Below are 13,918 nucleotides of genomic sequence, written 5' to 3' on the forward strand. Positions count from 1 at the left end.
CTCACTCGATACACCTACTGCCGCCGGGCCTGTTGGCGGCTTTGACCTGTAGTTCATGGAGTTTGAAATGAAGCGTAAGCAGTTCCAGAAAAGCCTGTTGGCAATCATGGTCGGCGCCATCAGCACGCAAGTGCTCGCGGTGGAAGTGGACCTTGGCGCGGGCAAGACCCAGTTTGTCAGCGAGACCTACAACGAGTCGCTGATCCTCACCGGGCAAACCACCCAGGTGACCACACCGACCAGTGCGCCCCCAGCCGGGCTGGGTGTCGCCGATACCCATATCCAGGGTTCGTTGATCAACCGCGCTGACATCACGCTGAATGCCGACGGCTACACCGTGCGGGGCTTTGCCCTGGACCCGATGTACTGGACTGGCCCGCCCAACCTCAACCCGGGCTCTGTCACCGGTGACGTGGTGCAGGCCGGCAACATCCTGATGAACAACGGTGGCGACGAAGGCCTGGAAATCGGCAAGACCAACATTGGCGGCAGCGTGATCAACTCCGGCACGATCATTTCGACGGCACCGTCGGCGCCTGCACCGCCGCCGTTCTATATCGGTGGGGGCGAGGGCATTTACCTGCACGGCACCACCATCGGCGGCGATGTGTCCAACACTGGTCTGATCGACATGGCCGGCGAAGGCGCGATCGGTATCGTGCTGGATCGCGACAACTTCACCCCCACCACCATCGGCGGCAAGATCCTCAACTCCGGCACTATCAAGGCCACGGGTGAAGGCGCTTGGGGCATCGAAGTGGAAACGGATACCAGCCCGCTGCGTATCGAAAACAGCGGTTTGATTTCTGCCAACGGCAATGACGCCAAAGGCATATTTTTTTATAACGGCACCATCGATTACATCCTCAACACCGGCACGCTTGAGGCCAAGGGCACCAATGCCAATGCCTTTGAGTTCCTGGAGGCCACCTTCGCCCAGAACAGCGCGAGTGGTTCGCGCGGCATCGTCAACCGTGGCACGGTCATCGCCGATGGCACGGCGATTCTGGTCGGCCCCGATCAAACGTCATCGTTCGAGATCAACCAGCAAGCCGGCGAAATCCGCAGCAACGCCGGCACCGCCATCGATGCGCGCAACCTGGCAACCCTGAACTGGACCGGTGGCGACATCATTGGCGATGTACTCAACCTGAGCGCGGTGAATATCGACGGCCAGGCGGGGTTCACCGGCAACCGCATCATCGCACCGGTGTCGGTCAACTCAGGGTCGCTGAACCTGTCGGCGCCCGGCACCGCCATCACCGGCAACCTCAACGTCGCCAGCGGCGCGGGCATCGATATGCATCTGTCCGACAGCGTCGTGCCGACCACGCCGTACCTGACCGTCAACGGTGCCGCCAATTTCGCCCAGGCGTCGAAGCTGACTGTGAGCGCTAACCCCGGCGACTTCGCCAGCACCAACGACGGCACGCAATACACCCTGTTGCAAGCCACCAGCGTGCAAGACAACGGCCTGTCCGTGGGCAGCTCTTCTGCGCTGCTGAATGTGCTCAGCTACTCGTCCGATGCGCAGACGGTCAAGGCCGTGGTGGCGGTCAAGGCTGACCAGCAAGTTGAGACAGACCTCTCTGGCGTGGGCGCGAGCCGTGCGTCGGCAACGGCGGTCAATACCTTCAAGAACGGTGTCCTGAGCCGTCTCAGCGCAGACGATGCAGTCTTCCAGGCGCTGGCCAACGCCGGCACCGCCGACCAACTGGCACGGGTTGGTGACCAGCTCGCGCCGGACGTCAACCGTGGCGCGCTGGACATCGCCTTGTCCGGGCAGACCGTGGTCAACGGCGCGATCTTCAACCGCCTCACCGAGCAGCGTGAAGCCAAAAAAGCCGGCGGTGTGTGGGTGCAGGGCCTAAGCAGCAACATGGATCAGGACGGTCGCGGCGGCAACAACGGCTACTCGGCCAACAGCAGCGGCATGGCGGTGGGTGTGGACAGTCGTGTGAGCGACACCACGACCCTGGGCGTAGCTTACAGCTACCTCAATTCGAATATCCATTCGGACCTGGGCAACAAGACCGACGTCGAGGGACACGCACTGTCGCTGTATGGCAACTGGTCGCTGCAAGACTGGTTTGTCGATGGCAGCCTCAGCTACGGCCACAACGAAAACGACAGCAAGCGCCACATCGCCGGTACCACGGCCAAGGGCAGCTACGACAGCAATGTGTTGTCGGCCAGTGTGATCGGTGGCTACAGCTTCAAGCCGTCGCAAGCGGTGGTGGTCGAGCCACGGGTGGCTGCGCGTTATTCCAACGTGCGCATGGATGGCTACGACGAGAAAGGCTCCTCGGCCGCACTGAGCACGCGTTCGCAGCGTTATGAAGTGGGTGAGTTGGGCGCCGGTGTGCGTCTGGCGGGCAACCTGCCGATGGGCGCTGGCAGTCTGCAACCGGAAGCGACCTTGATGGCCTATCACGACCTGATGGGTGATCGCGTGGCGCAAACCTCCAGCTTCGTGGCCGGTGGTTCAGCGTTTACCGTGACCGGTGCGTCGGTGGCGCGTGACAGCTATGAGGCCAGTGTTGGCGTTAACTATCAGGTGTCGGACTTCAGCGTGGGCGCCAGCTATACGCGCCAGGCGCGCAGTGGTTTTGATGCTGACGGCGTAATGCTCAAAGCACGCTACGCGTTCTAAGCAACCGTCTGGCCGTAATACTGATTTGTGGTGAGGCTGTTCACCACAGATCAGCCCTGCTTGGGTTGTGATCAGAGCAACTTGCGCTGTACCGGTTAGCAGGTTGCAAGACCTATCCGTGGTGAGCGGGCTTGCCCCGCGCTGGGCTGCGAAGCGGCCCCAAGGCCAGGCAATGCGTTCTGTCTGAAAGGACGCGGTGTTTGTACCAGGGGCTGCTTCGCAGCCCAGCGCGGGGCAAGCCCGCTCACCACAAAAATGCCCCAGCTCACTACAAAAAAGCCCCTGCTCACCAGAAAAAAGCTTCTGTTCATCGCATAACAAGCCCCACTGGGCCTGCTTCAGTGGGGTGAGGTCAGAGTAACTTGCGCTGCACCGGTTAGCAGGCTGCAACACCGCTCTGTGGTGAGCGGGCTTGCCCCGCGCTGGGCTGCGCAGCGGCCCCAAGGCCAGGCAATGCGTTCTGTCTGAAAGGACGCGGTGTTTGTACCAGGGGCTGCTTCGCAGCCCAGCGCGGGGCAAGCCCGCTCACCACAAAAATGCCCCAGCTCACTACAAAAAAGCCCCTGCTCACCAGAAAAAAGCTTCTGTTCATCACATAACAAGTCCCACTGGGCCTGCTTCAGTGGTGTGAGGTCAGAGCAACTTGCGCTGCACGGGTTAGCAGGTTGCAACACCGATCTGTGGTGAGCGGGCTTGCCCCGCGCTGGGCTGCGCAGCGGCCCCAAGGCCAGACAATGCGTTCTTTCTGAAAGGACGCGGTGTTTGTACCAGGGGCTGCTTCGCAGCCCAGCGCGGGGCAAGCCCGCTCACTACAAAAAAGCCCCTGTTCACCACAAAAAAGCTTCTGTTCATCACATAACAAGCCCCACTGGGCCTGCTTCAGTGGGGTGAGGTCAGAGCAACTTGCGCTGTACCGCCTCATCCAGCGTACTGCGCGTCAGCGCTTCCACGACTTCGCGTGTATCGGCCTGGAATGGGATGCCTACGATCAGCACCAGATGCATCCAGGTGCGCACCGATTCGCTCTTTTTGACCCGACCCAGTTCCTTGCCATCCTTGTCTTTGAACACCGTCTCCAAGGTGAAAATATTCTTCGCCGTGGACGGAATGATGAAGAACGTAAAGCCAGTGATGAACGCCGACACCGGGCTGTACTCTTCGTTGTTATGCAGCGTGGCATCCACGTAGATATCCGAGTCGACCTTGTCGGTGCTCACCCGCGTAAAACGGTTGGACTCGCGAAAGGAATCGGCCACGGCCTTTTCCCACAGCACCACCGGGGCGCCGACCGCAGCGTTGCCCGGGCCGCCGTTGACGTGGTTTTGCGCTGTGGTGTGCACGTACGCCGTGGGTTTTTGCGCCGGGGTGTTAGCGGTTGGCGGCCAGGGTTGCACGGCTGGCAGTTCGTGCTGTGAATACGACACGCAACCGGTCAACAACACGGCGGCCAGTACCAGGCTGTGTTTCATCAATCCTTTCATGCTTCGCTCCTTGAAATTATGGCTTGGCCAAGTTGGCAGTGGCGGTATCGAGCAGTTGCCCGACCAGTTTGGTCAGCTGTTGGCCGCCCATCGAAGGTGCCCAATATTGGCCGCTGTAAAGCCCGACGTTATGTTCGAATTTGATCGAATCCTTGGCCTTGGCCAGCTCTTTACCGTTGCGGTCGACGATCATCAGGTCGCCGGCCACCTCGAAGCTGTCGACGTAGATCGGGCCGTTGACCCAGATCCAGATGGTCAGCGTCAGCAGCGCGCCGGGTACGTACGCCGGGTGAGGGCTGCGATGGCCTTTGAGAGAAGTCATGTTGAATTTGAGCGTTACGTCTTGCTCTCCCAGGCGTACCGGATACTCGGTGACCTGCTTGAAGTAACCCGCAGTGCGCACGTACTGACTGATCTGGGCCGTCAGGGAACTGCTGATGGCAGCCTTGTTGGCCTCGTTAACGTCGGCAGCACTCACCGTCACATCAGCGATTTGCGCGCTGCGTGGACTGCTGACAGTTACCGGGTGGAGCGGGGCGGCGATAGGGCCGGTGACGGTGTAGGAAACGCAGCCGGTCATCGACAGCGTCGCGATCAGGGCCGTAGCCCGAAGGAAAACTTTAAACACGCAATATCCCTATTAATAAACAAACACAAAACAGTGTCTCGACAGGATGTTACACAACTTGAGGAATGTGCGGCGGCGCACGCAGGCGACCAAAAGCACTTGAGAAGCCCTCTCAACCCCGTAAAATGCCGCGATTGTTTAAAGCACGATACTTTTCAGGGAAGAAGTCATACATGCGCGTGTTCGCCATTTTCATTGCTGCCTGCCTGATGGCGGGCTGCGCCTCCAAGCCGGAGTACTACATCTCCCCGGCGCCGGTCACCATTCCCAAGAACGCCACTTACTGGCTCGACACGTTTGATGTCGAGGTCGTGGGCAAGAACGAGCGTTTTTTGCCGGATGACAAGGTTCGCCAACAACTCGGCGTCGATCTGGTCGACCGTCTGCTCAGCGCCAAGCGTTATGCGCCGAGCAAAGAAAAGGCCGATTACCTGCTGGATGTCAGCATTGTCTATACGCGCCATATCCCGGACTCAAAAGGCGGCCTCTCGACGTTGATCGTTGATGACAACACCATTCTGGCCGCTGTCGATTTCAGCTATCAGGTCAAGGTCAAGAAGGGCGCTGGCGAGGTGCTGCATTTTGCCAAGACGCGTAACAACCTTGTGCCTGCTGGCGTAATGGGCGAGGCGCAAAAATGGAGAACCATGGGCGGCATTATCACCAACTCCGGTAACTCCAGCGTCGAGCGTTTTTATACCGGCGTTTTGAGTCGCGACATCGTCGATGACCTGCGCGCCATTCCTTCTCGCTAACGCTGTCTACCCCCCGATTTATCACCCCAGGAGCACTACGTGAAAGCACTCTCCAAAATCCTGCTGTCAGGCCTCACCGCCGCAGCGCTGCTGACCGTGGCCGGTTGCGCCACCGAAAGCAACCGAGCCCTGCCGGTGGAGCAAGTCGCCAGTGCAAACGTCGCCTATTCCGGCGTGCGCGTGCCGATTGCTGTAGGTAAGTTCGACAACCGCTCCAGCTACATGCGCGGCATCTTCTCCGATGGCGTCGACCGCCTCGGCGGTCAGGCCAAGACCATCCTTATCACTCACCTGCAGCAAACCAATCGCTTCAGCGTGCTGGACCGCGACAACATGGGCGAAATCTCCCAGGAAGCAGCGATCAAAGGCACCGCGCAGAAGCTCAAGGGCGCTGACTATGTTGTAACGGGCGACGTGACCGAGTTCGGTCGTAAAGAAACCGGCGACCGCCAGTTGTTCGGCATCCTCGGCCGTGGCAAGACCCAAGTGGCTTACGCCAAAGTCGCGTTGAATATCGTCAACATCAACACGTCCGAAGTGGTGTATTCCACCCAGGGCGCCGGTGAATACGCGCTGTCCAACCGTGAAGTGGTCGGCTTCGGCGGCACCGCCAGCTACGACTCCACCCTCAATGGCAAGGTTCTGGACCTGGCCATGCGCGAAGCGATCAACCGCCTCGTCGACGGCATCAACGCCGGCGCCTGGAACCCGCGCAACTGATCAGCAACACCTCAAGGAGCAGTACACGGATGAGCAAGGCAGTGAAGTTGGCGCTGATGCTGACAGCAATCGCGGCGGTCGCCGGGTGCCACACGGCGCCCCAGCCCCTGTATCAATGGGAAAGCTACCAGCCGCAGGTTTACGAGTACTTCAAGGGCGAGCCCAAGGAAGCGCAGGTCGAGGCACTGGAGCGCGATCTGCAAAAGATCAACGCCAGTGGTCGCAAGGCACCGCCGGGTTACCACGCGCACCTGGGCATGCTGTACCTGAGCATGGGCAAGGATGACCAGATGGTGCAGGAGTTCCGCACCGAGAAGGCACTGTTCCCCGAGTCCGCTGCTTACATGGACTTTCTGCTGAAAAACGCCAAGACCGGAGTGGCCACCAAATGAGCCTGTTGAAACTCACTGGCGCCCTGCTGGCCTTGGCTTTGCTCGGCGGTTGCGCGACGCCAAAGACCGTGGATTACACGGCGTATAAACAGGCTCGGCCGAAATCGATCCTGGTGCTGCCACCGATCAACGAATCGCCGGAAGTGCAGGCCTCGTACAGCTTGGTCTCGCAAGTGACCTACCCGCTGGCCGAAGCTGGTTACTACGTGTTGCCGATCGCTTTGGTGGACGAAACCTTCCGCCAGAACGGCCTGACCACCGCCAACGATATCCAAGGCCTGGCGCCGACCAAGCTGCATGACATCTTCGGCGCGGACGCGGCGCTGTACATCACCGTCAGCGAGTACGGCACCAAGTACATGCTGATCACCAGCGACACTGCCGTGACCGCCTCGGCCAAACTGGTGGACCTGCGCACCGGCACCACCCTGTGGACCGGCACCGCACGTGCGTCCAGCGAGGAAGGCAACAACAACGGTGGCGGCCTGGTGGGCATGTTGATTACGGCAGCGGTCAAGCAGGTGATCAACAGCTCCACCGATGCGGCGCACCCGATTGCCGGCATCACCAGTGCGCGATTGCTGTCGCCGGGTCAACGCGCCGGGATCCTGTACGGCCCGCGTAACCCGAAGTACGGCACGGACTGACCTCGATTCTGAACGCGCCTCAGATCAATGTGGGAGGGGGCTTGCCTCCGATGGCTTAGTGTCAATCACTGCATCGGGTGACTGACCCATCCCCATCGGGGGCAAGTCCCCTCCCACACTTGAACTGCAGTGTTTTCTGAATCAGGTTTAACCCGAACCACCCGCACCTTGCGTCTGACCTTGTGAACGGATTATTCACTCACGAGGCTCAGCCCATGTCCTACCCTCTGCTCTTCCTGCGTCCTGCTGCCCAAGGCTTTGCGGTTACCGTGCTGGTAGCGCTGGCCGGGTGTGGGCTGTCGTCTTCGCCTGAGCTGGCCGAACCGGCGGCCCCCGTCGCCGAGCTGCAAAGCGCGCCGGTCCAAGGCGCGTTGGTCAAACGCATGGCAATGCCCGCCCCAATGCGCATGCAGGAATCAGCAGCGATGGACTATCGCAGCGAACCCCGCGAGCAATACGCCAACCTGCCGGACAACCCGGTGCACCGCGTGGCCGAAACGCCGGTGTCCACCTTCAGCGTCGATGTCGACACGGGCAGCTACGCCAACGTACGACGCTTCCTCAACCAAGGCAGCCTGCCGCCCGAAGGCGCTGTGCGATTGGAGGAAATGGTCAACTACTTCCCCTACAGCTACGCACTCCCCACCGACGGCTCACCGTTTGGCGTGACCACCGAAGTTGCCGCCACCCCATGGAACCCGCGCACCCAACTGCTGCGCATCGGCATCAAGGCGTCCGACCGTGCAGTGGCGGAGCTCGCACCGGCCAATCTGGTGTTTCTGGTGGACGTGTCCGGCTCCATGGATCGCCGCGAAGGGTTGCCGCTGGTGCAAAGCACACTGAAATTGCTGGTGGACCAGTTGCGTGATCAGGACCGAGTTTCATTGGTGGTGTATGCCGGTGAATCCCGCGTGGTGCTAAAGCCAACCTCAGGTCGCGACAAGGCCAAGATCCGCATTGCCATTGATCAACTCACCGCCGGCGGTTCCACGGCAGGCGCATCCGGCATCGAACTGGCCTACCAGATGGCCCGCGAAGGCTTTATCGACAAGGGCATCAACCGCATCCTGCTGGCCACTGACGGTGACTTCAACGTCGGCATCAGCGACTTCGACAGCCTCAAGCAGATGGCCGCCGAGCAGCGAAAAAGCGGTGTCTCACTGACCACCCTCGGCTTCGGAGTGGATAACTACAACGAACACCTGATGGAGCAACTGGCCGATGCGGGCGACGGCAGCTACGCCTACATCGACACCCTGCGCGAAGCCCGCAAGGTGCTGGTGGACCAACTCAGTTCAACCCTGGCAGTGGTTGCGCGGGATGTGAAATTGCAGGTGGAATTCAACCCGGCCCAAGTCAGCGAATATCGCCTGCTGGGTTATGAAAACCGCGCCTTGAAGCGTGAGGATTTCAACAACGATAAGGTAGACGCCGGCGAGATCGGCGCAGGGCATACCGTGACAGCGCTGTACGAAATTGTGCCGAAGGGCGAGAAGGGCTGGTTGGAGCCTTTGCGTTATGCCAGCGCGCCTGCGGCGGAAGGTAAGTCCAATGAACTGGCGATGGTGCGCGTGCGCTACAAGCCTGCGGCGGGCGGTGATAGCCGCTTGATCGAACGGCCCATCAGCAACGAAACCACTAAGGCCAGCGACGACCTGCGTTTCGCGGCGGCGGTGGCCGCCTTCGCCCAACAGCTCAAGGGCGATGGCCGCTACACTGGCAACATGAGCTTGAAGGACACCGCCGCACTGGCCCGCTCGGCGCGAGGCGATGACCCGTTCGGCCTGAGAAATGAATTCGTGCAACTGGTGGAATTGGCCCAAAGCCTAAAACCCTGATCTTAACCACGACACGGATCAAATGTGGGAGGGGGCTTGCCTCCGATGGCGGTAGATCAATCAGTACATTTTTGACTGACCCACAGCTATCGGGGGCAAGCCCCCTCCCACACTTGAACAGCGTTAACTTTACAAAAGGAGTTTGCCCCCTACATGGCTGTTCCCGATGATCCACCCAGCGACGAATCCCTGCTGGCCCGCTACCGCACCGGCGAGGCCGCCGCGTTCGAAGTCTTGTACGCGCGCCACCGCCAGGGCCTCTACCGCTTCCTCGTGTCCCTGAGCAACAAGGCCGAACTGGCCGAGGAAATCTACCAGGAGACCTGGCTCAGCCTGATCCGCAGCAGCACCCAGCCACAAGGTCGGGCGAGCTTTCGTACATGGCTGTTCCAGATCGCCCGCAACCGCCTGATCGATTACTGGCGCAAGCACGGCATCCACAACCCGTTGCACGACAGCTACGACGAGCAACTGCACGCCCAGCCCGACGACAGCGCCGGTCCTGAGCAACAGCTAAGCCTGAGCCGCGACCAAGCGCGCCTCGACGCCGCCCTGCAAGCCTTGCCCGAAGACCAGCGCGAAGTCTTCCTGCTACGCCTGCACGGCGATTTGGACGTGCCGCAAATCGCCGCGCTCACCCACGCGCCGCTGGAAACCGTAAAAAGTCGCTTGCGCTACGCCCAGCAGAAATTGCGTCGTCTGCTGGCCGAGGAGGTACCTGTATGACTGACTCCCGACATACCCCTGACGACGAGCTGCTCCAGCACTTTCGTCAACACAGCCCTGGCGAACCGCCCGCGTCCCTCGACGCCTTCATCCTCAACACCGCCCGCCGCGAAGCCCCGGCGACGCAGCCGAGCTTGTGGCAACGCTGGCTGCACGCCTGCCAACGCCCGCGCTGGCAAATGGCATTCGCCACCGTCGCCGGCTTGGCGCTGATGATCGGCGTGGTCATGCGCTCACCGGTGCCGCAAGCCGAGATATCCACAGCGACCTTCTCCGCCTTGCACGAAGAAGCCGCTCGCCCTGCGCCGCAAGCGTTGTCCGCCCCTGCACCGATGGCTCGCATTGCGGCCGCGCCCAAGGTTGAAAGTGCACCGGTTCAGGCTGAGATCGCCGGAGCGCTGGCAGATCAGTCCGCGGCAAAGTTGAGCAAGCGCGCGCCGCTCGCGCTGCCGTCATTGGAGGAGGAGTTGCAGGCGATTGTGCGCTTGCGTGAAGCGGGTGAAAGCAAAGCCGCGGATGAAAAACTGCTGGCGCTGCACGCGCGCTTCCCCGAGGAAAACCTGCCAGCGCGGCTGGAGGCGTTGTACAAGCATTGACTCACAAAAAAGCCCCAGGTCTTTCGACCTGGGGCTTTTTATCTGTATCTGGTGCACCCGGCGGGATTCGAACCCACGACCCCTGCCTTCGGAGGGCAGTACTCTATCCAGCTGAGCTACGGATGCTTGTGCGGGCGACATCATACCCATGTCGTCCTTGGGCGTCCATGCTGGTGTTTGGCGCTAGACCGGTAGGAAAAGGCCCTAAGTCGGGCGCCGGTGGTAACGGTGTGGGAACGTGGCGGGAGCGCGCTGATCTGAAAGTTCTGGCTAATGCGCCATTTTCGTTCTTTTTTTCGAACAGACTATTGCCCTGTACCCCCATTGATCCTAGGATTCGTTTGAGATTTCAAACGCTCTGTCTCCCGTGCGCATTCATCTTTCTCGCGTGCTGGGGCTGATTTCCCTGACGGCAGCCCACAAGGCGCCTTTCAACAACTCTAATTCGCTCCGCGTGCGCGCGGTGCTGTTAAGGAAAGCCGACATGCAGCTTAAAGATACCCAGTTGTTCCGCCAGCAAGCCTTTATCGATGGCGCTTGGGTCGATGCGGACAATGGTCAAACCATCAAGGTCAACAACCCTGCCACGGGCGAGATTCTCGGTACCGTGCCAAAGATGGGCGCCGCGGAAACCCGCCGTGCCATCGAAGCCGCCGACAAGGCCCTGCCGGCCTGGCGTGCGCTGACCGCCAAGGAGCGCGCCAACAAGCTGCGCCGTTGGTTCGAACTGCTGATTGAAAACCAGGACGACCTCGGTCGCCTGATGACTCTCGAACAAGGTAAGCCGCTGGCCGAAGCCAAGGGCGAAATCGTCTACGCCGCGTCCTTTATTGAGTGGTTCGCCGAAGAAGCCAAGCGCATCTATGGCGACGTGATCCCCGGCCACCAGCCCGACAAGCGCCTGATCGTGATCAAGCAGCCAATCGGCGTGACCGCAGCTATCACTCCTTGGAACTTCCCTGCCGCGATGATCACCCGTAAAGCCGGCCCGGCCCTGGCCGCCGGTTGCACCATGGTGATCAAGCCTGCGTCGCAAACCCCGTTCTCGGCCCTGGCGCTGGTTGAGCTGGCCCACCGTGCCGGTATCCCGAAAGGTGTGTTGAGCGTGGTCACCGGCAGCGCTGGTGACATCGGCGGCGAGCTGACCAGCAACCCGATCGTGCGTAAATTGTCCTTCACCGGCTCGACTGAAATCGGTCGTCAACTGATGGCTGAATGCGCCAAGGACATCAAGAAAGTCTCCCTGGAACTGGGCGGCAACGCGCCGTTTATCGTGTTCGACGACGCGGACCTGGATAAGGCCGTCGAAGGCGCGATCATCTCCAAGTATCGCAACAACGGTCAGACCTGCGTCTGCGCCAACCGCTTGTACATCCAGGACTCGGTCTACGACGCGTTCGCCGAAAAACTGAAAGTCGCGGTGGCCAAATTGAAGATCGGCAACGGTCTGGAAGACGGCACCACCACCGGCCCGCTGATCGACGAAAAAGCCGTGGCCAAGGTTCAGGAGCACATCGCGGATGCCTTGAGCAAAGGCGCCAAGCTGTTGGCCGGCGGCAAGGTCATGGAAGGCAACTTCTTCGAACCAACCATCCTGGTCGACGTGCCGAAAAACGCCGCTGTCGCCAAGGAAGAAACCTTCGGCCCGCTGGCGCCGCTGTTCCGTTTCAAGGACGAAGCCGAAGTGATCGCGATGTCCAACGACACCGAGTTCGGCCTGGCTTCCTACTTCTACGCCCGCGACCTGGGCCGTGTGTTCCGCGTGGCTGAAGCCCTGGAATACGGCATGGTCGGCGTCAACACCGGGTTGATCTCCAACGAAGTGGCGCCGTTCGGCGGCATCAAGGCCTCGGGCCTGGGTCGTGAAGGCTCCAAGTACGGGATCGAGGATTACCTGGAAATCAAATACCTCTGCCTGGGCATCTAAGCCCCGGTTTGGCATTGCAGTAAACGCAAAGGGCACGAGAGCGCTGACCCTTTGCGTGTTTCACACCGTTATTCGTAGTGGCCGGGAAAGCTGTGGCAGTCGATCATCGCATGCTGCCGTAGTTGCCTCCCCGCCACGTATTCCTTGGACCACGCCACCCGATGAGTGGCGAATGAGGACTTTATGAGCAAGACCAACGCATCCCTGATGAAACGCCGCGAAGCCGCTGTACCACGCGGTGTTGGCCAGATTCACCCGATCTTCGCTGAGTCGGCGAAGAACGCCACCGTGACCGACGTTGAAGGTCGCGAGTTCATCGACTTCGCCGGCGGTATCGCCGTGCTGAACACCGGCCACGTGCACCCGAAAATTATCGCCGCCGTGACCGAGCAACTGAACAAGTTGACCCACACCTGCTTCCAGGTACTGGCTTACGAGCCTTACGTAGAAGTGTGCGAAAAGATCAACGCCAAGGTGCCAGGTGATTTCGTCAAGAAAACCCTACTGGTCACCACCGGTTCCGAAGCCGTTGAAAACGCCGTGAAAATCGCCCGTGCCGCCACGGGCCGTGCTGGCGTGATCGCTTTCACCGGCGCTTACCACGGCCGTACCATGATGACCCTGGGCCTCACCGGCAAAGTCGTGCCTTACTCGGCCGGCATGGGCCTGATGCCAGGCGGCGTGTTCCGCGCGCTGTACCCGAACGAGCTGCACGGTGTGAGCGACGACGATTCCATCGCCAGCATCGAACGCATCTTCAAGAACGATGCCGAGCCGCGTGACATCGCAGCCATCATCATTGAGCCGGTGCAGGGCGAAGGCGGTTTCTACGTCGCGCCTAAATCGTTCATGAAGCGCCTGCGCGAGCTGTGCGACAAGCACGGCATCCTGCTGATCGCTGACGAAGTGCAAACCGGTGCCGGCCGTACCGGTACCTTCTTTGCCATGGAACAGATGGGCGTTGCCGCCGACCTGACCACCTTCGCCAAATCCATCGCTGGCGGCTTCCCGCTGGCCGGTGTGTGCGGCAAGGCTGAATACATGGACGCCATCGCTCCAGGCGGCCTGGGCGGCACCTACGCCGGTAGCCCGATCGCGTGCGCCGCTGCGCTGGCGGTGATGGAAGTGTTCGAAGAAGAGCACCTGCTGGACCGCTGCAAAGCAGTGGGCGAGCGTCTGGTGACCGGTCTGAAAGCTATCCAGGCCAAGTACCCGGTGATCGGTGAAGTGCGTGCCCTGGGCGCAATGATCGCGGTCGAGCTGTTCGAAGACGGCGACAGCCACAAGCCAAACGCAGCGGCCGTTGCCTCTGTAGTAGCCAAGGCGCGCGACAAGGGTCTGATCCTGCTGTCCTGCGGCACTTACGGCAACGTGTTGCGCGTCCTGGTCCCGCTGACCTCGCCGGACGAGCAGTTGGACAAAGGCTTGGCGATCATCGAAGAGTGCTTCTCGGAGCTGTAAGCGCAAGCTGACCTCTGCGACAGAAAAAACCCGCTTCGGCGGGTTTTTTTGTGCCCGTTGCCGCGTATTCAGGCCTTGTTCATTGTACGTATGG

General features: G+C 60.7%; 12 protein-coding genes and 1 tRNA gene. 10 read left to right on the top strand and 3 right to left on the bottom strand.

Translation table 11 applies throughout. From position 1 onward, the window contains the following. Positions 1-67: 67 nt before the first annotated feature. Positions 68-2,653: an autotransporter outer membrane beta-barrel domain-containing protein gene (locus AOA61_RS15790; RefSeq protein WP_032884849.1), complete on the top strand. Its 2,586-nt coding sequence runs from the start codon at positions 68-70 to the stop codon at positions 2,651-2,653. A gap of 893 nt (positions 2,654-3,546) precedes the next feature. Here AOA61_RS15790 and AOA61_RS15795 read toward each other — a convergent pair. Together AOA61_RS15795 and AOA61_RS15800 are read right to left on the bottom strand one after the other, a co-directional pair. Beyond that, positions 3,547-4,134, bottom strand: coding sequence for a lipoprotein (locus tag AOA61_RS15795; RefSeq protein ID WP_032884850.1), 588 nt, complete (start codon positions 4,132-4,134; stop codon positions 3,547-3,549). A gap of 16 nt (positions 4,135-4,150) precedes the next feature. Continuing rightward, entirely contained in the window at positions 4,151-4,762 is a 612-nt protein-coding gene (locus tag AOA61_RS15800; RefSeq protein ID WP_099602112.1) for a hypothetical protein, read from the bottom strand. A 173-nt stretch (positions 4,763-4,935) separates the two neighbouring features. Here AOA61_RS15800 and AOA61_RS15805 point away from each other — a divergent pair, with 173 nt between their 5' ends. From AOA61_RS15805 to AOA61_RS15835, 7 genes are all read left to right on the top strand, one after another. After that, positions 4,936-5,517: a hypothetical protein gene (locus AOA61_RS15805; protein ID WP_032884853.1), complete on the top strand. Its 582-nt coding sequence runs from the start codon at positions 4,936-4,938 to the stop codon at positions 5,515-5,517. A 39-nt stretch (positions 5,518-5,556) separates the two neighbouring features. Continuing rightward, entirely contained in the window at positions 5,557-6,237 is a 681-nt protein-coding gene (locus tag AOA61_RS15810; RefSeq protein ID WP_032884854.1) for a CsgG/HfaB family protein, read from the top strand. Between the two features lie 29 nt (positions 6,238-6,266). Further along, positions 6,267-6,629 carry a DUF4810 domain-containing protein gene (locus AOA61_RS15815; protein ID WP_032884856.1) on the top strand — a complete coding sequence of 121 codons (363 nt, stop codon included), beginning with the start codon at positions 6,267-6,269 and terminating at the stop codon, positions 6,627-6,629. Next, positions 6,626-7,276: a DUF799 domain-containing protein gene (locus AOA61_RS15820; RefSeq protein ID WP_032884857.1), complete on the top strand. Its 651-nt coding sequence runs from the start codon at positions 6,626-6,628 to the stop codon at positions 7,274-7,276. The genes AOA61_RS15815 and AOA61_RS15820 overlap by 4 nt, the downstream gene beginning before the upstream one ends. Positions 7,277-7,491: 215 nt before the next feature. Beyond that, complete coding sequence (locus AOA61_RS15825; RefSeq protein WP_099602113.1) at positions 7,492-9,114, top strand: VWA domain-containing protein; 1,623 nt, start codon at positions 7,492-7,494, stop codon at positions 9,112-9,114. A gap of 153 nt (positions 9,115-9,267) precedes the next feature. After that, entirely contained in the window at positions 9,268-9,840 is a 573-nt protein-coding gene (locus AOA61_RS15830) for an RNA polymerase sigma factor (RefSeq protein ID WP_032884859.1), read from the top strand. Beyond that, entirely contained in the window at positions 9,837-10,436 is a 600-nt protein-coding gene (locus AOA61_RS15835) for a hypothetical protein (RefSeq protein WP_099602114.1), read from the top strand. The genes AOA61_RS15830 and AOA61_RS15835 overlap by 4 nt, the downstream gene beginning before the upstream one ends. A gap of 49 nt (positions 10,437-10,485) precedes the next feature. Here AOA61_RS15835 and AOA61_RS15840 read toward each other — a convergent pair. Continuing rightward, positions 10,486-10,562: transfer RNA gene (locus tag AOA61_RS15840), tRNA-Arg, on the bottom strand. 358 nt (positions 10,563-10,920) lie between these two features. Between AOA61_RS15840 and gabD the strand changes: the two genes are divergently transcribed. Further along, entirely contained in the window at positions 10,921-12,363 is a 1,443-nt protein-coding gene (gabD, locus tag AOA61_RS15845; protein WP_095186318.1) for an NADP-dependent succinate-semialdehyde dehydrogenase, read from the top strand. A gap of 183 nt (positions 12,364-12,546) precedes the next feature. Next, a complete protein-coding gene (gene gabT / locus AOA61_RS15850) occupies positions 12,547-13,824 on the top strand; it encodes a 4-aminobutyrate--2-oxoglutarate transaminase (RefSeq protein ID WP_032884867.1) in 1,278 nt (425 codons plus the stop codon). The last annotated feature ends 94 nt before the right edge of the window (positions 13,825-13,918 follow it).

The sequence above is a fragment of the Pseudomonas sp. 2995-1 genome (genome assembly GCF_002742505.1).
GTDB classification, from domain to species: Bacteria; Pseudomonadota; Gammaproteobacteria; order Pseudomonadales; family Pseudomonadaceae; genus Aquipseudomonas; species Aquipseudomonas sivasensis.

Coding starts and splice junctions, on each gene's coding strand:
- AOA61_RS15835 (WP_099602114.1), top strand. CDS start 9,837: ATGACTGACTCCCGACATACCCCTGACGACGAGCTGCTCCAGCACTTT.
- AOA61_RS15825 (WP_099602113.1), top strand. CDS start 7,492: ATGTCCTACCCTCTGCTCTTCCTGCGTCCTGCTGCCCAAGGCTTTGCG.
- AOA61_RS15815 (WP_032884856.1), top strand. CDS start 6,267: ATGAGCAAGGCAGTGAAGTTGGCGCTGATGCTGACAGCAATCGCGGCG.
- AOA61_RS15790 (WP_032884849.1), top strand. CDS start 68: ATGAAGCGTAAGCAGTTCCAGAAAAGCCTGTTGGCAATCATGGTCGGC.
- gabD (WP_095186318.1), top strand. CDS start 10,921: ATGCAGCTTAAAGATACCCAGTTGTTCCGCCAGCAAGCCTTTATCGAT.
- AOA61_RS15830 (WP_032884859.1), top strand. CDS start 9,268: ATGGCTGTTCCCGATGATCCACCCAGCGACGAATCCCTGCTGGCCCGC.
- gabT (WP_032884867.1), top strand. CDS start 12,547: ATGAGCAAGACCAACGCATCCCTGATGAAACGCCGCGAAGCCGCTGTA.
- AOA61_RS15805 (WP_032884853.1), top strand. CDS start 4,936: ATGCGCGTGTTCGCCATTTTCATTGCTGCCTGCCTGATGGCGGGCTGC.
- AOA61_RS15795 (WP_032884850.1), bottom strand. CDS start 4,134: ATGAAAGGATTGATGAAACACAGCCTGGTACTGGCCGCCGTGTTGTTG.
- AOA61_RS15820 (WP_032884857.1), top strand. CDS start 6,626: ATGAGCCTGTTGAAACTCACTGGCGCCCTGCTGGCCTTGGCTTTGCTC.